Below are 16,904 nucleotides of genomic sequence, written 5' to 3'. Positions count from 1 at the left end.
CATCGGATGACCAGTCCGAGAGATATCGAACCCACGCAGTTCGACGGGGTTTCGCTCGCCCAAATGCGGGGCTGGGTGCAGAACGGCTCACCCCAGGGCCTGTACGACAAGGCTGACCAGTGGAAGAAGGAGGACGAATACCTCCGCGAAGTCGCTTCGCAGGTCAGCGAGAAGCTGAAGCAGGTCGGGGCCGTGATGCAGTCCCGGTCCGGTGAGGCGATGCAGGACGCCTCCATGCCGGTGGTGTTGTGGACCGAGGTCGCGGCCGACAACGCCCAGGCGCAGTCGTTGCGGATGCAGGACCAGGGCGAGGCGTTCTCGAAGGTGCAGTCGTCGATCCCGAAGGCGGGCGAGGAGCAGGCCGTCCCGGACGACATGTGGATCGAGGAGACCTGGGACACCATGTGGACCGGCTCCACCGACGCCGAGGACGCCAAGGCGCACAACGAGAAGCTGCGCCAGGAGGCGGTGACGGCGTTCAACGCCTACGACAACGCTTCGCAGAGCAACGTCGCGGCGAGCGCGGTGTTCACCCCGCCGCCGCAGGGCGGCGCCAGCGTCGCGGTCGAGGGCGGGCAGCACCAGCAGGTCGGCCAGCTGTACCAGGCGCCTGCGCAGACCGGCAGCCAGTGGGCCGGTCCGGGTGGCGGTACCGGACCGGGCGTCGGGCCGACCCCGGGCCCTGGTCCCGGCTCGCCCGGTTCCCCGGGCACGCCCGGCGGACCGGGGGTCCCGCTGCCGGGTCGGCCGGATCCGACCCGGCCGGAGTGGAACACGCCCCGGCCGCCGACTCCCGGTCCGGACGGGCGCACTCCCGGCCCCGGCCCGGGGTCGCCCGGCGGTCCGGGCTCGCCCGGGTACGTCGGTCCGGGCGGCCGCGGTGGCCCTGGCAGGTCCGGCGGTGGTGCCGGTGCCGGGCGCCCCGGTGCGGGGTCCGGGGCCGGCGGCGGTCGCGGGGGCGCCGGTGGCGGTCTCGGCGCGCGCGGGGGTGCGGGCGCCGGTGGGGCCGGTGCCGGGCGCGCTCCGCTCGGGCCGGGCGGGGCCAGCGGGGTCGGCGGGTCGGCCGGTGCCGGAGCGACCGGCGGGACCGGCTCGTCCGGCGGTGCCGGGGGTGCGGGTGGTCGCGGTGGTGCCGGGATGGCCGGTGCCGGTGCGCGTCCGCAGGGCCGGCAGGGCGAGGAGGACCAGGAGCACGAGACCCCCGAGTACCTGAAGGGCGACCACGGCTTCTTCGACGAGGAGACGAAGGTGGCCCCGCCGGTGTTCGGGGATTGGGACCAGCGCTGATCGAGGTGTGGTGATCGCGGGCGGCATCGGTTGTCCGGTGCCGCCCGCGCTTGTCGACTGGGGAGCATCCGTGAAACTCGAACTGTCGGAACAGGCATTCCACCAGGCGTGGAAGCACTTCGGGCTGGGGACGAAGCCGTTGGTGCTCAACGTGCTCCCGGAGGGCGTGCTGCAGGGCGAGCGCCGCGCCGCCGAGCAGCGGGCCTGGGAGGAGCTGCGCCGCGCCGGCTTCGGCGACGAGGTGCGGGAGGACGACGTGCACGGCGTCCTGCTGCCGCTGCACCGCTACGAGCAGGCCTTCGACCTCACCTTCCGGGAGAGCGCGCCGTCGGGGGAGCAGCGCGCCATGACCGGGCTGGTGGCCGTCGCGCGGACCCGCGCCACCCTCGCCGTGCGGGCCGACGGCGGTGTCCGGCTGGCCGCGGTGCCCGCGGACTCGGCGGTGCGCGCGCTGCTCGGCGTGCTGCCCGAGGTGCGACCGGGGCCCGGGCGGGGCGTGTCGGTGCGCAGCGCGGCGGTGGAGCACGCGGCCTCCCAGGCGGGCTCGGACGACCGCGCGATGACCGAGGGCCTGACCAGGATGGGCGTGCGCCGCGAGGACGCGCGGTCGCTGGTGGCGATGGCGGGCGGTCCGCGCCTGGCGTTCGCGCAGGTCGGGGCGGCGGTGATGGACGGCGGCGGCAAGCGGCAGCGGGCGCCGATGGTGACCCACTGCTTCGCCAACGCCCGGGGCTGGTACCTGTTCGAGAACAGCACCCGCAGCGGCGAGGCGTGGACCACCATCGCGCCGATCGACAAGCAGCGGATGGCCGGCCGGATCCAGGACCTGCTCAAGACCCTCCCGCGGTAGTCGTGGAGCACCCGGGGTTCCGTGATGCGGAAGGTTGGCGAGTTCTTGATCACTTCGCCGGTGCGAGACTTTTCACCCCGTCGTGACCTGCGAGGATGACACCGGCGTGGCTCAACGACCGGAAATCGGACACATTCGAAGAACTTTGGCCGAGATTGGTGCACTTCAGCGGCTTTGTTGATAGGACTGGCAGCGGCCCCGCGCTCGTGCACCCCTTGTACGGGCGCTTCCCGAAGGGCCTGCGCGGCGGTGCGGGTGAATCCCGCTCACGAAAACCGGACCCCGTTGGGGGGCCGTCGGGCCGAGTCGGTACCGTCGCCGCACCGATCAAGAGAAACCCCACATCACGGAGGACATGGTGGCCCTTCCCCAGCTGACCGAGGAGCAGCGGGCAGCAGCTCTGGAAAAGGCGGCTGCCGCCCGTCGCGCCCGAGCTGAGCTCAAGGAGCGCCTCAAGCGAGGTGGAACCACGCTGGCGGAGGTCCTGGACACCGCCGACAAGGACGAGGTCTTCGGCAAGATGAAGGTCTCGGCCCTGCTGGAAGCCCTCCCCGGCGTTGGCAAGGTGCGGGCGCAGCAGATCATGGAGCGCTTGGAGATCGCCAACAGCCGTCGGCTGCGCGGGCTGGGTGAGCGTCAGCGCAAGGCGCTGCTCGCCGAGTTCAGCGGCGAGTGATCGACGCACGAGCCGGCGCTGAGCCGAGGCAGGCCTCCGTGGCCGAGCCTCGGCTCACCGTCGTTTCCGGGCCTTCCGGCGTCGGCAAGTCCAGCGTCCTCGCCGAGGTGCGCGCGCAGGCGCCCGAGGTGTACTTCAGCGTCTCGATGACCACCCGCGCCCCGCGCGCCGGTGAGATCGACGGCGTGCACTACCACTTCGTCAGTGCCGAGGAGTTCGAGCGCAAGATCGCCGCGGGCGAGATGCTGGAGCACGCCCGGTACGCGGGCAACCGCTACGGCACGCCGCGCGAGCCGGTGGAGCGGGCGCTGGCCGAGGGGCTGCCCGCGCTGCTGGAGATCGAACTGCAAGGCGCCCGGCAGGTCCGCGCGAGCATGCCCGAGGCGCAGCTGGTCATGCTGCTCCCGCCGTCCTGGGACGAGCTGGTGGAGCGGCTGACCGGTCGCGGGACCGAGGATCCCGAGGTGCTGCGGGCGCGGCTGGACACGGCGCGGGCGGAACTGGCGGCCGAGCCGGAGTTCGACGTGGCCGTGGTCAACTCCGACGTGCGGAACGCGGCCGAGGAATTGGTAGGATTGATTCTCGGTTCCCAGCGGTGAGCCGACGCGGGCCCTAGAGCCGACCGCGTCGGTCGGCCCTAGGGGCTCGCGGCACCGCCGCACCGGAACAGTCATCCACAGGAGCAGGAGCCACCCACGTGAGCACCCCCAGCGCGCTGGCTGCGCTCAACAGCAGCCCGTCGACGAACACCACCGAGGGCATCACCTACCCGCCGATCGACGACCTGCTGGAGCAGGTCAGCTCGAAGTACGCCCTGGTCATCTACTCGGCCAAGCGCGCGCGGCAGATCAACGACTACTACGCGCAGCTCGGTGAGGGCCTGCTGGAGTACGTCGGCCCCCTGGTGGAGCCGGGTCCGCGGGAGAAGCCGCTCTCGATCGCGCTCCGCGAGATCCACGCGGGCGTGCTCGAGCACACCGAAGGCGAGTGACCTCCGGACGTCCCGAGGACCGCGCCGCGCCACCGCGGGTGGTCCTCGGCGTCGGTGGTGGTATCGCGGCCTTCAAGGCCTGCGAGGTGCTGCGCCGGTTGACCGAGTCCGGGCACGACGTCCGGGTGGTGCCGACCGACGCGGCGCTGAACTTCATCGGGGCCGCGACGTTCGAGGCCCTCTCCGGGCACCCGGTGCGCACCGGGGTCTTCTCCGACGTCGACGAGGTCCTGCACGTGCGGCTCGGCCAGGAGGCCGACCTGGTCGTGGTGGCCCCCGCGACGGCGGACCTCATCGCCCGGGCCGCCCACGGCCGGGCCGACGACCTGCTCACCTCGACGCTGCTGACGGCGCGCTGCCCGGTCCTGCTCGTCCCCGCGATGCACACCGAGATGTGGGAGCACCCGGCGACGCGGGACAACGTGGCGCTGCTGCGCTCGCGGGGCGTGGTGGTCGCCGAACCCGACCGGGGCAGGCTGACCGGCCCGGACACCGGCAAGGGCCGGATGCCCGAACCGCCCGAGATCGTCGACCTCGCCCGGCTGCTGCTCGCCGAGCGCACCGCGCTGCCCCGCGACCTGGAGGGCCGCCGGGTGGTGGTCTCGGCCGGGGGCACCCGCGAGCCGCTGGACCCGGTGCGCTACCTCGGCAACCGCTCCTCCGGTCGGCAGGGCTACGCGCTGGCCAGGGTGGCGGCGCACCGCGGCGCCGAGGTGGAGCTGCTGGCCGCGCACACCGCGGACCTGGTGCGCCCGGCGGGCGTCGAGCTGGTCCCGGTGGGTTCGGCGGCGGAGCTGCGGGACGCGGTGCTGACCCGCGCCGACGGCGCCGACGCGGTGGTGATGGCCGCCGCGGTCGCCGATTTCCGGCCGGTCGACCGGGCCGAGCACAAGATCAAGAAGACCGGCGTCGACCCGGAACCGGTGGCGCTGACCCGCAACCCGGACGTGCTCGCCGAGCTGGTGCGCACCCGCGACGCCGGGGAGGTCGACGTCCCGCTCATCGTGGGGTTCGCCGCCGAGACCGGCGACCCGGACACCTCGGTGCTCGACCACGGGCGGGCCAAGCTCGCCCGCAAGGGCTGCGAGCTGCTGGTGGTCAACGCCGTGGGCGACGGCCGCGCCTTCGAGGTCGAGGACAACGCGGGCTGGCTGCTGGGCGACGACGGGCAGGTGGCACCGATCCCGTTCGGCGCCAAGTCGCTGCTGGCCGCCACAGTGTGGGACGCGGTGAGCGCCCGGCTGGGCCACCAGTAGGCTGTCCGCCCGGGTCCATCCGTCCGGATGGCCGCACGCACTTGCCGCCGTACACCTCAGGGAGAGCCGTGAGCCAGGATCCGCGCACCGGTCGCAGGTTGTTCACCAGCGAGTCGGTGACCGAAGGGCATCCGGACAAGATCTGCGACGCGATCAGCGACTCGATCCTGGACGCGCTGCTCGCCCAGGACCCGCGGTCCCGCGTGGCGGTGGAGACGCTGGTGACCACCGGCCAGGTGCACGTGGCCGGTGAGGTGACCACCGACGCCTACGCCGACATCCCGACGATCGTCCGGGAGAAGATCCTGGAGATCGGCTACGACTCCTCGGCGAAGGGCTTCGACGGCAACTCCTGCGGCGTCAACGTCGCGATCGGGTCGCAGTCGCCGGACATCGCGCAGGGCGTGGACACCGCGCACGAGTCGCGGGTCGAGGGCGTGATCGACGAGATCGCCTCGCAGGGCGCCGGTGACCAGGGCCTCATGTTCGGCTACGCCTGCGACGACACGCCGGAGTTCATGCCGCTGCCGATCGCGCTGGCGCACCGGCTGTCGCGGCGGCTGACCCGGGTGCGCAAGGACGGCGAGCTGCCGTACCTGCGCCCGGACGGCAAGACCCAGGTGACCATCGAGTACGCCGGGGACCAGCCGGTGCGGCTGGACACCGTGGTGCTGTCCACCCAGCACGCGGCCGACGTCGACCTCGATGCCGTGCTCGCCAACGACATCCGGCAGCACGTGATCGACCCCGAGGTCGGCGAGCTCGACCTGGACACCGGCGGGGTGCGCACGCTGGTGAACCCGACGGGCCGGTTCGTGGTCGGGGGCCCGATGGGTGATGCGGGTCTGACGGGTCGGAAGATCATCGTGGACACCTACGGCGGGATGGCGCGGCACGGTGGTGGCGCGTTCTCCGGCAAGGACCCGTCGAAGGTGGACCGGTCGGCGGCGTACGCGATGCGCTGGGTGGCCAAGAACGCGGTGGCCGCGGGGCTGGCGGGCCGGATCGAGGTGCAGGTCGCGTACGCGATCGGCAAGGCGGCTCCGGTGGGCCTGTTCGTGGAGACCTTCGGGACCGAGAACGTGGACCCGGTCAAGATCCAGGCGGCGATCAACGAGGTCTTCGACCTGCGCCCGGCGGCCATCATCCGCGATCTGGACCTGCTGCGCCCGATCTACGCGCCGACCGCGGCCTACGGCCACTTCGGCCGCGCCGACGTGGACCTGCCGTGGGAGCGCACCGACCGAGCCGAGGCCCTCAAGACGATCGCAGGCGCCTGAGGCCCGACGTCTGGAACCAGGTGAGGGGCACCCTTGCCCGAGTAACTGGGGCAAGGGTGCCCCTCACTCACGTCCCGAACGGGTGACGGCGGACGCGGGGCCGCCGGTCGTGGCCCGCCGGTGGTTCCGGGGTCAGGCCGTGGTGAAGCCGATCTGCCGCCACGCCTCGTAGACCGCGACGGCGGCGGAGTTGGCCAGGTTCATCGAGCGGATCCCGGTGCGCATCGGGATCCGCACCGGTTCGGTCGCGGCCTCGATCAGCTCCTCGGGCAGGCCCACCGATTCGGGGCCGAACAGCAGCACGTCCCCGGCCCGGTACCGCACCGCCTCGTAGGAGCGCTCGGCGCGGGCGGTGAAGGCGAAGGTCCGCTCCGGGCGGATGGCCCGCCACGCCGACTCGACGTCCGGGTGGACGTGCAGCGCGGCGAGGTCGTGGTAGTCGAGCCCGGCGCGGCGCAGCTTGGCGTCCTCCACGGAGAAGCCCAGCGGTTCGACCAGGTGCAGCGCGCAGCCGGAACCGGCCGCCATCCGGATCGCGTTGCCGGTGTTGCCGGGGATCTCGGGACGGTAGAAGACGACGTGAAACACCCGGAATCCTGTCACAGCGCGGTCGCACCGGGGGCCTCGGGGCGCGTGCGCGCGGGGCGGTCGGCGGATTCTGGTAGAGAAGGGGCCATGGCAGCGGCACGGGGGCGGACCCCGCCCCAGGAGCGGACTTCGGCGCAGCGCCTGCCGGTGGCCCGCGTGCTGGTCGACGTGCCGCTGCCGGTGCACCTGGACCGCCCGTTCGACTACCTGGTGCCCGACCGGCTGGACGCCGACGCGGTGCCCGGCTGCCGGGTCCGGGTCCGGTTCCGGGGCAAGCTGGTGGACGGTTTCCTGCTCGAACGCCGCGAGACCTCGGACTTCGCCGGGGCGCTGTCCTGGCTCGAACGGGTGCCCTCGGCCGAACCGGTGCTCACCCCGGACCTGCTCGCGCTGGCGCGGGCGGTCGCCGCCCGCTACGGCGGGATGCTCGCCGACGTGGTCCGGCTGGTGGTGCCGCCGCGCGTGGCGAAAGCGGAGAAGGCCGTCACGACCGAGCCGGGGCCCCCGCCGCCGCGCCCGGTGGGCGAGTGGTCGCGGTACCGGCACGGCGCGTCGTTCCTCGACGCCGTGCACGAGGGCCGGTCCGCTCGCGCGGTGTGGCAGGCGCTGCCCGGTGAGGACTGGCCGCGCCGGTTGGCCGAGCTCGCGGCCACCACGGCGGCGGCGGGCCGGGGCGCGCTGCTGGTCGTGCCCGATCACCGCGACCTGCGCCGCCTGCACGACGCGTGCGCGGACCTGCTCGGCGCCGACGGGGTGGTGGCGCTGGCCGGTGAGCTCGCCCCCGGGGAGCGCTACCGCCGTTGGCTGACCGCCCTGCGCGGCGGCACCCGGGTGGTCATCGGCACCCGGGCGGCGATGTTCGCACCGGTGCCCGCGCTCGGGCTGGCGGTCGTCTGGGACGACGGCGACGATCTGCACAGCTACCCGCAGACCCCGTTCCCGCACACCCGCGACGTGCTCGTCCAGCGCGTGCACGCCGCCGGGGCCGCCCTGGTCGTCGGCGGTTTCGCCCGGACCGCGGAGGCCGCGCTGCTGGTGGAGTCGGGCTGGGCGCACGAGGTGGTCGCCGACCGGGAGGTGGTGCGCGGGGCCGCGCCCCGGGTGACCGCGATCGGGGAGGACTGGCAGCTCGCGCGGGACGAGGCGGCCCGCGCGGCCCGGTTGCCGTCGATGGCCTTCGAGGCGGCGCGCGGTGCCCTGGGGGCGGACGCCCCGGTGCTGGTGCAGGTCCCCCGGCGCGGCTACGTGCCCGCGTTGGCCTGCGGGGACTGCCGGGAACAGGCCCGGTGCCGCCGCTGCGCGGGACCGCTGGCGCTGCCCGGCGGGACCGACGGCGACGGTCCCCGGCCGGCGGCGTGCCGGTGGTGCGGTGCGGCGGAGGCGGCGTTCCGCTGCCCGTCCTGCGGATCGCGGCGGTTGCGCGCGGTCGCCGTCGGCCACGGTCGCACCGCCGAGGAGCTCGGCCGGGCGTTCAGCGGCGTGCCGGTGCGGACCTCCGGTGCCGGTGAGGTGCTGTCCTCGGTGCCCGCCCGGCCGGCGCTGATCGTGGCGACGCCGGGGGCCGAACCGGTCGCCGAGGGCGGCTACGGCGCGGCGCTGCTGCTCGACGGGCGGACCCTGCTGGCCCGGCCGGAGCTGCGGGCGGCCGAGGCGGCGCTGCGGTTGTGGTTCACCGCCGCCGCGCTGGTGCGCCCGGCCCGGGAGGGCGGTCGGGTGATCGTCATGGCCGATTCGGAGTTGCAGCCGGTGCAGGCGCTGATCCGCTGGGACCCGGGCTGGTTCGCGGGCTTGGAGCTGGCCGAACGCGCGGAGCTGGGGTTCCCGCCCGCGCGGCGGGTCGCCGCGGTCGACGGCACCCCGGAGGCCATCGAGTCGCTGCTCGACGTCGCCGACCTGCCCGCTTCGGCGGAGGTGCTGGGGCCGGTGCCGCTGGGTGAACCGGACGAGGACGGTGCCACCGAGCGGGAGCGGCTCCTGGTCCGGGTCGACCGCGGGGAGGGCCGCGCCCTGGCCCGGTCGCTGCACGACGCCCAAGCGGTCCGCGCCGCCCGGAAGGCGGCGGAGCTGCAGGTGCGCCTGGACCCGCTGGAGATGCTGTGACCGCGTGGGGCGTTCAGTACCGGTGCACCTCGACGTCGAGGCGGGGTTCGGCGGCGTCGGCGGGTGCCGAGATCCGGTCGGGGTCGCCGTCGGAGGTGTAGCGGCGGGCGGGATCGGCGGCCAGTTCGTCCAGCCACGCCGTCGAGCCGAACTCGGCTTCCGGGCCGGTCGGTCCCTGCGAGCGGATGCGCGGCACCGCGGCCGGGTCGAAATCGGCCGCCCACGGCGACGGAGCGGGGTTCGAACCGACGAGCATGACGCTGTCGTGCCGGTACGCGGTGCCCTCGGCCGCGCCCGCCACGGCCAGCGCCGGATCGTCCGGGCGCGCACCGAGCGGCAGGGCCAGCGACCGGACGGCGAGCCCCGGCACCGCGTCGGTGATGATCCGCTGCATCCCGGCGATCTCCGACCGCACCTCGGCGGCCCCGAGCCGGCCCAGGTTCGGGTGCCCGGCGGTGTGGTTGCCGATCTCGACGCCGAGCTCGTGCAGCGCGCGGAGGGTGCGCTCACCGCCCGGTTCGCCGAACGGCGGGTCGACGACGTAGCAGGTGGCGACGGGGCGGAAGCCCGGGTGGGCGGCGGCGACCTCGCGCAGCACGGCGATCGCCGTGCCCGGCAACGGGTTCCCGGCGGCGTCGACGGCGAACTGGGTGGGGGAGCCGTCGTCGAAGGTGAGCACGACGGGATGGCGGCCCGCCGGGATGTCGATCCGCCCGGTGGCGTACTCGGTGGCGGTCACCGGGACGTAGCCCTCGGCGGCCAGCCGCTCCAGCTCGGCGCGGAAGTCCGCGGGCGTCCGGTCGTACGCGCTGGTCGGCTCGGGCGTGACCCGGTGGTACATCAGGACTGGGACGTCGCCGAGTTCGTTGGCGCGCACCGATTCCGGCGTCGGCCGTGCGGGTTCCGGCGGTGGGGCGGCGGGCGGCGGAGCGGGAGGTGGCGCGACGGTCCCGGGAGCCGCGGAACAGGACAGGACCAGGGCGGTGACCAAGGCCAGCGGGACGGTCGCTGCTGCTGGGCGCATCGGCGTCCACGGTAGGCGCCCGCGCCGGGAGTGGGAATGCTCCACCCGGTTGATCCGCCCGGATCGGCCTGCGACAGTGGGAGTTCGGTCGGCGCTGCCGTCCGAAGTGCCCATTTTGCGGCCGAATTCGCCGACGTCGGGGAGGCGGGAACGGTGACGGGAACCACGGGTCGGCGGCATGTTCCGCGGGCGCTGCTGATCGGCGCGGGCGTGGTCCTGGCGGTGTTGCTGGGATTCCTGCTGCTGCGATGGTCGTCCACTTCGGACGTCGAGGTGCGCGGCGTTCCGGGGCGACCGCTGCCGCCCGCGGCGGTGAGCGGCGGGGCGATCACCGTCCGCGCCGGGGACGACGCCGCCGACGCCCGGGTGCTGCTCGACGGGCGCGCGGTCGAGGTGGTGCGCGAAGGTCCGGAGCTCGCGCTGCGCCCGGGTCCGCTGCCCGACGGGACGCACCGGGTGTCGGTGCGGGTGCCCGGGTTGCTCGGGTCCGGCACCGTGGAGCGCGAGTTCACCGTCGACGGCACGCCGCCTGCGCTGCACGTCGAGGATTCGCTGCGCCCGGAGGCGCCGGGCGAACCGGTGACGGTGACCGGCCGCGTCGAGGGTGCCGCCGAGGTCGCCGTCGCCGGCGCCGCGGTGACCCCGGACCGGCGCGGCGGCTTCGCCGCGGTGGTGCCGAACCCGGACCGCGAGGTGCGGGTGCTCGCCACCGACGCGGCGGGCAACCGGGCCGAACGCACCTTGACCGTCCACACCAGACATCCGGGGATGCGCGCGGTGCACATGACCGGCATGGCCTGGTCCAGCGCGACCTTGCGCGAGCCGGTGCTGGAGCTGGCCCGGCAGGGCCGGATCGACACCGTGGAACTGGACATCAAGGACGAGAGCGGTGAGGTCGCCTACGACTCGGCGGTGCCGATGGCCGAGCGGCTCGGCGCCGACAAGGGCTACTACGACGCGCGGCGGGCCATCGACGAGCTGCACGCGATGGGCGTGCGGGTGGTCGGCAGGCTGGTGGCGTTCAAGGACCCGGTGCTGGCCGAGGCGTCGTGGCGCGGCGGGCATCCCGAGCGGGTCGTGCAGACCGCCGACGGGCGGCCGTGGACCTCGGGCGGCTACGGCGCCTTCGCGTTCACCAACTTCGCCGATCCGGTGGTGCGGCAGTACAACGTCGACCTCGCCGCGGAGGCCGCCGAGCTCGGGTTCGACGACGTGCTCTACGACTACGTGCGGCGGCCCGACGGCGACCTGGACCGGATGCGCTTCCCGGGCCTGACCACCACGCCGGAGGCCGGGATCGTCGAGTTCCTGCGGCAGACCCAGGCCGAGGTGCGGTCCCGGGGCGCGCTGCTGGGCGCCTCGGTGTTCGGCATCGCGGTGGACCGGCCGACCCAGATCGCCCAGGACATCCCGGCGATGGCGCGCTACGTCGACTACATCGCGCCGATGGTCTACCCATCGCACTGGGGGCCCGGGGAGTTCGGCGTGGCCGATCCCGACGCCCAGCCCTACGAGATCGTCCGGCGCTCCCTCGCCGGGTTCGCCGAGGCGGTGCGCGGCACCGACGTGCAGATCATCCCGTGGTTGCAGGACTTCAGCCTCGGCCGGGAGTACGGCCCGGCGGAGGTCGCCGCCCAGGTCGACGCGGCGCGCGACGCCGGGATGCCGTCGTTCCTGCTGTGGGCGGCGAACTGCCGCTACACCGGGGAGGCGCTGGTCCCGGGCGGCTGACTTGTGGTCGCGGCGCGCGCTCGGCAGAGTGTGCGCCGTCACCGATGTGGGAGGTGGGGATGACCGCACGTTCCGTTCCGGCGCGGGCCGGTGCCGCGATCCTGGGCGCGCTGCTGTGCTCCGCGCTGGTCGCCCCGGTCGCGCACGCCGCGCCCCCGACGCCGCCCAAGCGCCCCTCGGCCGTCGGCCACGGCGGCGCGGTGTCCAGCGTCGACCCCCACGCCACCGCGATCGGCATCGACGTGCTGCGGCGCGGTGGCACCGCGACCGACGCGGCGGTCGCCGTCGCGGCGGCGCTGGGGGTGACCGAGCCGTATTCCGCGGGCATCGGTGGCGGCGGGTACTTCGTGCACTACGACGCCCGGACCGGCGAGGTCGCCACCCTCGACGGCCGGGAGACCGCCCCGGCGGCGACCCGGCAGGACCTGTTCCTGGACGGCGGCGAGCCGATCCCGTTCGACGAGGCGGTCACCAGCGGGCTCGGCGTCGGCGTGCCCGGCACGGCGCGCACCTGGCAGGCGGCCCTGGACCGGTGGGGCCGGATGGATCTGGCGCGGCTGCTGCATCCGGCCGAACGCCTGGCCCGCAGGGGATTCGCGGTCGACGAGACCTTCCGCGCGCAGACCGAGCAGAACCAGGAGCGGTTCCGCGACTTCCCCGCCACCCGCGAGCTGTTCCTGCCCGGCGGGAAACCGCCCGAGGTCGGCACCGTGCTGCGCAACCCGGACCTGGCCGACACCTACCGGGCGCTGGCCCGGCGCGGCGTCGACGCGCTGCACCGGGGACCGATCGCCGAGGACGTCGTCGCGGCGGTCACCGAGCCGCCGGTGGACCCGGCCGCCGACCGCGAGGTCCGGCCCGGGGCGATGACCGCCGCGGACCTGCGCGACTACCGGGTCGAGGAGCGCGCGCCCACGCACGTGGACTACCGCGGGTTGGACGTGTACGGGATGCCGCCGGCCAGCTCCGGCGGCACCACGGTGGGCGAGGCGCTCAACGTCCTGGAGGGCACCGACCTCGGGTCGGTGGACCGGGCGGAGTACCTGCACCGGTTCCTGGAGGCGAGCAAGATCGGGTTCGCCGACCGCAACCGGTGGGTCGGCGACCCGGAGTTCAGCGAGGTGCCGACCGAGGAGCTGCTCGGCCAGCGGTTCGCCGACGCGCGGGCTTGCCTGATCCGCCCGGACGCGGTGCTGCCGACCCCGGTGGCCCCCGGTGATCCGCGCGACCCGCAGGACTGCCGGGCGGGCACCGCGCCCACCGCCGAACCGCACGAGGGCCCCAACACCACGCACCTGACCACCGCCGACCGGTACGGCAACGTGGTCTCCTACACGCTGACCATCGAGCAGACCGGCGGCAGCGGGATCGTGGTGCCCGGCCGCGGTTTCCTGCTCAACAACGAGCTGACCGACTTCAGCTTCACCCCGGTCACCCCGGGCGTGCCGGACCCGAACCTGCCGGGGCCGGGCAAGCGCCCGCGCAGCTCGATGAGCCCGACGATCGTGCTCCGCGACGGCGAACCGCTGCTGGCTGTGGGCAGCCCCGGCGGGTCCACCATCATCACCACCGTGCTCCAGGTGCTCACCGCTCGCCTCGACCGCGACCGGACGCTGGCCGAGGCGATCGCCGAGCCCCGGGCGTCCCAGCGCAACACCGCCGCGACCGACGCGGAACCGGCCCTGCTGGCCGACCCGGCGACCGCCGAGCTCACCGCGCTGGGCCACCGCTTCGAGCGGACCGAGGAGATCGGCGCGGCGACCGGGGTCGAGCGGCTGCCCGACGGCCGGTGGGCAGCTGCGGCCGAACCCGACCGCCGAGGCGGCGGCGCCGCAGCGGTCCCTTACCCGGCGAGGTGACCCGACCCGGCCCGGCCGGGTGATCGTCGCCAGGTGAGGGGCACCCTGTACCGCGTCACGTGGTGCAGGGGTGCCCCTCACTCACGTCACGTTCGGGTGATGTGAGTCTCCGGGCGGGCCCCGGCGTGCGCGGTTGTCGGGGCGGCCGGTGCGGGCGACTAGACTCGTCGGGTCGTCCAGGAGCCCGTCGTCGACAGGAGCCCGCGTGACCGTCCAGCCGATCAGACTCTTCGGCGACCCCGTGCTGCGCACCCGCGCGGACGAGGTGGTCGACTTCGACAAGGAGCTGCGCACCCTGGTCCAGGACCTCTGGGACACGATGGAGTCCCAGGGCGGTGCCGGGATCGCCGCGCCCCAGCTCGGCGTCGGCCTGCGCGTGTTCACCTACCACTGCGACGGGTTCGCCGGTCACCTGGTGAACCCCGAGTTCTCGGTCGTCGGCGACGAGGAGCAGTTCGGCGCCGAGGGGTGCCTGTCCATCCCCGGCCTGTCCTGGGACTGCCGCCGCGCCCGGCACGTGGTGGCGCGCGGGTGGAACATGCACGGCGATCCGATCGAGGTCGAGGGCACCGACCTGCTGGCCCGCTGCATCCAGCACGAGACCGACCACCTGGACGGCGTGCTGTTCGTGGACCGGCTCGACGACGAGACCCGCAGGGCCGCGCTGCGCGAGATCCGCGGGTCGGCGTGGTTCGACGGCGCCACCCCGGTGATCAAGGAAAGCCCGCACCCGCTGTTCGGGAGGCGTTGAGATGCGCTTGGTCTTCGCGGGCACCCCGGCCGCCGCGGTGCCGTCGCTGCGCGCCCTGATCGACTCCGAGCACGAGGTCGCCGCCGTGGTGACCCGGCCGGACGCCGCCGCCGGGCGGGGGCGCAAGGTGCTGCGCTCCCCGGTGGGCGAGCTGGCCGACGAGCACGGCATCGAGGTGCTCACCCCGGCCCGCGCCTCCGATCCGGACTTCCTGGCGCGGCTGCGCGAGATCGCCCCGGACTGCTGCCCGGTGGTGGCCTACGGCGCGCTGCTGCGCGAGGCGGCGCTGGCCGTGCCCCGGCTCGGCTGGGTCAACCTGCACTTCTCGGTGCTGCCCGCGTGGCGCGGCGCGGCGCCGGTGCAGGCCGCGATCCGGCACGGCGACGAGATCACCGGGGCCAGCGCGTTCCAGCTGGTGCGCGAGCTCGACGCCGGTCCGGTCTACGGGGTGGTCACCGAGGAGATCCGGCCCGCCGACACCGCGGGTGAGCTGCTGGGCCGACTCGCGGAATCCGGGGCCGGGCTGCTGCTGGCGACCCTGGACGGCCTGGCGGAGGGCACCGTGCGCGGCGCGGAGCAGCCCGCCGAGGGCATCAGCTACGCGCCGAAGGTCACCGTCGACGACGCCCGCGTCGACTTCACCGCCCCGGCGGTCGCGGTCGACCGGTTGATCCGCTCGGTCACCCCCGACCCGGGGGCGTGGGCGGAGTTCCGGGGCGAGCGGTTCAAGCTCGGTCCGGTGGCGGTGACCGGCGAGATCGGCCTCGAACCGGGGGAGATCCGGATCGAGCGGCGCCGGGTGCTGGTCGGCACGGCGACCTCGGCGGTCGCCCTGGGCGAGGTGCAGGCGGCGGGCAAGAAGCGGATGGCGGCGCCGGACTGGGCGCGCGGCACCCGGATCGACGAAGGGGAACGGCTCAAGTGAACGATCATCGGCGCAGGCGCCCGTCGCGACCGAACGGATCGCGCCCGCCGAAGCGCAAGGACTCCCCGGCCCGGCCGCCGGCGGAGGTCGACCCCGCGCGGCAGGTCGCGCTGGACGTGCTGCGAGCGGTGCGGGAGCGGGACGCCTACGCCAACCTGGCGCTGCCGCAGCTCCTCGGGCAGCGCAAGGTCACCGGCCGGGACGCCGCGCTGGCCACCGAGCTGACCTACGGCACCTCGCGCGCCGCCGGTCTGCTCGACGAGATCCTCGCCGCGTGCAGCAACCGCCCGCTGTCCGATGTGGAGCCGACGCTGCTGGACGCGCTGCGGCTCGGCGCGTACCAGTTGCTGCGCACCAGGATCCCGTCGCACGCCGCCGTCGCGTCCACGGTGGACATGGTCCGCGCGGAGGCGGGGTCGCGGCCCGCCGGGTTCGTCAACGCGGTGCTGCGCCGGGTCGGCGAGCGCGACGAGGCGGGCTGGATCGCCGAGCTGGCCCCCGACCCCGCCGCCGATCCGGTGGGGCACCTGGCGCTGCGCCACTCGCACCCGCGCTGGATCGCCCAGGCGTTCGCCGATGCGCTCGGCTCGACCGGCGACGAGCTGGCCGCGGCGCTGGCCGCCGACGACGCCCGCCCGGCGGTGCACCTGGTGGCGCGCCCCGGCGAGATCAGCGCCGACGAGCTGGCTGCGATCACCGGTGGCGACCCGGCGCCGTACTCGCCCTACGGCGTGCACCTGGAGGCGGGCGCCGGTGATCCCGGCGATCTGGAGCCGGTGCGGGAGGGCTTCGCCGCCGTGCAGGACGAGGGCAGCCAGCTGGCCGCGCTCGCGGTGACCCGGCCGGACGTGGCGGGCTCCGACCTGCGCTGGCTGGACCTGTGCGCGGGGCCCGGTGGCAAGGCGAACCTGCTCGGCGCCCTGGTCACCCTCGACGGCGGCGTCCTCGACGCGGTGGAGCAGGCGCCGCACCGGGCCGACCTGGTGCGCGCGATCACCCGCGACCTGTCGGTGCGGGTCCACGTCGCCGACGGCCGCGACCCCGGCCTGGAACCCGGCTACGACCGGGTGCTGGTGGACGCGCCGTGCACCGGGCTCGGCGCGCTGCGCCGCCGCCCGGAGGCGCGCTGGCGCCGCAGCCCCGACGACGTCGGCGACCTCGGCAAGCTCCAGCGCGAGCTGCTGCTCGCCGCGGTGTCGCTGGCCCGCCCCGGCGGCGTCGTCGGCTACGTGGTCTGCTCGCCGCACCTCGCCGAGACCGAGGGCGTGGTCTCCGACGTGGTGCGCCGCTCCGGAGCCACCCAGCTCGACGCCCGGCCGCACTTCCCGGACGTCCCCCACCTCGGCGACGGCCCCGGGGTGCAGCTCTGGCCGCACCTGCACGGCACCGACGCGATGTACTGCGCCCTCCTCCGAGCCGCCTGACACGCCCGGGCGATCGTCGGTAGGTGAGGGGCACCCATGTCCAAGTAACTGGGACAAGGGTGCCCCTCACTCAGCACCCTTCCGGGTGAGCGCCGGTGGTACCGGTGGGCCGCCGCGGTTCCTCCCCGGATCGCCGCGCGAGGGTGGGTTCCGCGGGGAGGG

15 protein-coding genes are annotated in these 16,904 nt (G+C 74.8%); 13 read left to right on the top strand and 2 right to left on the bottom strand.

Annotated features, from left to right (window positions below):
• Window positions 1-6 precede the first annotated feature (6 nt).
• The 7 genes from ACQP0T_RS19550 (at window position 7) to metK (ending at window position 6,340) form a co-directional block, all read left to right on the top strand.
• The gene (locus ACQP0T_RS19550; RefSeq protein WP_433869384.1) at window positions 7-1,287 is read left to right on the top strand and encodes a hypothetical protein; all 1,281 of its coding nucleotides are present in this window, start codon (window positions 7-9) and stop codon (window positions 1,285-1,287) included.
• A 70-nt stretch (window positions 1,288-1,357) separates the two neighbouring features.
• Window positions 1,358-2,137: an ESX secretion-associated protein EspG gene (locus ACQP0T_RS19545; RefSeq protein ID WP_433869383.1), complete on the top strand. Its 780-nt coding sequence runs from the start codon at window positions 1,358-1,360 to the stop codon at window positions 2,135-2,137.
• Window positions 2,138-2,495: 358 nt separating this feature from the next.
• A complete protein-coding gene (mihF, locus tag ACQP0T_RS19540) occupies window positions 2,496-2,813 on the top strand; it encodes an integration host factor, actinobacterial type (RefSeq protein WP_345362554.1) in 318 nt (105 codons plus the stop codon).
• Entirely contained in the window at window positions 2,810-3,412 is a 603-nt protein-coding gene (gene gmk, locus ACQP0T_RS19535) for a guanylate kinase (RefSeq protein WP_433869382.1), read from the top strand. The genes mihF and gmk overlap by 4 nt, the downstream gene beginning before the upstream one ends.
• Window positions 3,413-3,510: 98 nt before the next feature.
• Window positions 3,511-3,804 carry a DNA-directed RNA polymerase subunit omega gene (gene rpoZ / locus ACQP0T_RS19530; protein ID WP_345362146.1) on the top strand — a complete coding sequence of 98 codons (294 nt, stop codon included), beginning with the start codon at window positions 3,511-3,513 and terminating at the stop codon, window positions 3,802-3,804.
• Window positions 3,801-5,060 (top strand): bifunctional phosphopantothenoylcysteine decarboxylase/phosphopantothenate--cysteine ligase CoaBC, encoded by a 1,260-nt coding sequence (gene coaBC, locus ACQP0T_RS19525; RefSeq protein WP_433869381.1) that lies wholly within the window; start codon window positions 3,801-3,803, stop codon window positions 5,058-5,060. The genes rpoZ and coaBC overlap by 4 nt, the downstream gene beginning before the upstream one ends.
• A 68-nt stretch (window positions 5,061-5,128) precedes the next feature.
• Window positions 5,129-6,340: a methionine adenosyltransferase gene (gene metK, locus ACQP0T_RS19520; protein WP_345362140.1), complete on the top strand. Its 1,212-nt coding sequence runs from the start codon at window positions 5,129-5,131 to the stop codon at window positions 6,338-6,340.
• 132 nt (window positions 6,341-6,472) lie between these two features.
• Here metK and ACQP0T_RS19515 read toward each other — a convergent pair whose 3' ends face one another.
• Window positions 6,473-6,928, bottom strand: coding sequence for a tRNA (cytidine(34)-2'-O)-methyltransferase (locus ACQP0T_RS19515; protein ID WP_433869380.1), 456 nt, complete (start codon window positions 6,926-6,928; stop codon window positions 6,473-6,475).
• A gap of 87 nt (window positions 6,929-7,015) precedes the next feature.
• Here ACQP0T_RS19515 and ACQP0T_RS19510 point away from each other — a divergent pair, with 87 nt between their 5' ends.
• Window positions 7,016-9,028 (top strand): primosomal protein N', encoded by a 2,013-nt coding sequence (locus tag ACQP0T_RS19510; RefSeq protein WP_433869379.1) that lies wholly within the window; start codon window positions 7,016-7,018, stop codon window positions 9,026-9,028.
• Between the two features lie 13 nt (window positions 9,029-9,041).
• Here the strand turns inward: ACQP0T_RS19510 and ACQP0T_RS19505 are convergent, their stop codons facing one another.
• On the bottom strand, window positions 9,042-10,052 hold the full coding sequence (locus ACQP0T_RS19505) for a polysaccharide deacetylase family protein (protein ID WP_433869378.1): 1,011 nt from the start codon (window positions 10,050-10,052) through the stop codon (window positions 9,042-9,044).
• 153 nt (window positions 10,053-10,205) lie between these two features.
• Between ACQP0T_RS19505 and ACQP0T_RS19500 the strand changes: the two genes are divergently transcribed.
• The 5 genes from ACQP0T_RS19500 (at window position 10,206) to ACQP0T_RS19480 (ending at window position 16,742) form a co-directional block, all read left to right on the top strand.
• Window positions 10,206-11,783, top strand: coding sequence for a putative glycoside hydrolase (locus ACQP0T_RS19500; protein WP_433869377.1), 1,578 nt, complete (start codon window positions 10,206-10,208; stop codon window positions 11,781-11,783).
• A gap of 59 nt (window positions 11,784-11,842) precedes the next feature.
• Window positions 11,843-13,642 carry a gamma-glutamyltransferase gene (gene ggt / locus ACQP0T_RS19495; RefSeq protein WP_433869376.1) on the top strand — a complete coding sequence of 600 codons (1,800 nt, stop codon included), beginning with the start codon at window positions 11,843-11,845 and terminating at the stop codon, window positions 13,640-13,642.
• Between the two features lie 205 nt (window positions 13,643-13,847).
• Entirely contained in the window at window positions 13,848-14,393 is a 546-nt protein-coding gene (def, locus tag ACQP0T_RS19490; RefSeq protein ID WP_433869375.1) for a peptide deformylase, read from the top strand.
• 1 nt (window position 14,394) lies between these two features.
• Window positions 14,395-15,318 (top strand): methionyl-tRNA formyltransferase, encoded by a 924-nt coding sequence (gene fmt, locus ACQP0T_RS19485; RefSeq protein WP_433869374.1) that lies wholly within the window; start codon window positions 14,395-14,397, stop codon window positions 15,316-15,318.
• The gene (locus ACQP0T_RS19480) at window positions 15,315-16,742 is read left to right on the top strand and encodes an RsmB/NOP family class I SAM-dependent RNA methyltransferase (RefSeq protein ID WP_433869373.1); all 1,428 of its coding nucleotides are present in this window, start codon (window positions 15,315-15,317) and stop codon (window positions 16,740-16,742) included. Before fmt ends, ACQP0T_RS19480 begins: the two co-directional genes overlap by 4 nt.
• Window positions 16,743-16,904: the final 162 nt, after the last annotated feature.

This window comes from Saccharopolyspora sp. CA-218241 (assembly GCF_050954615.1).
Lineage (GTDB): Bacteria > Actinomycetota > Actinomycetes > Mycobacteriales > Pseudonocardiaceae > Saccharopolyspora > Saccharopolyspora cebuensis.
The sequence above is the reverse complement of the archived record's forward strand: the minus strand, read 5'-3'. Positions and strand labels throughout refer to the sequence as shown.

Coding starts and splice junctions, on each gene's coding strand:
- ACQP0T_RS19505 (WP_433869378.1), bottom strand. CDS start 10,052: ATGCGCCCAGCAGCAGCGACCGTCCCGCTGGCCTTGGTCACCGCCCTG.
- ACQP0T_RS19550 (WP_433869384.1), top strand. CDS start 7: ATGACCAGTCCGAGAGATATCGAACCCACGCAGTTCGACGGGGTTTCG.
- fmt (WP_433869374.1), top strand. CDS start 14,395: ATGCGCTTGGTCTTCGCGGGCACCCCGGCCGCCGCGGTGCCGTCGCTG.
- ACQP0T_RS19510 (WP_433869379.1), top strand. CDS start 7,016: ATGGCAGCGGCACGGGGGCGGACCCCGCCCCAGGAGCGGACTTCGGCG.
- ggt (WP_433869376.1), top strand. CDS start 11,843: ATGACCGCACGTTCCGTTCCGGCGCGGGCCGGTGCCGCGATCCTGGGC.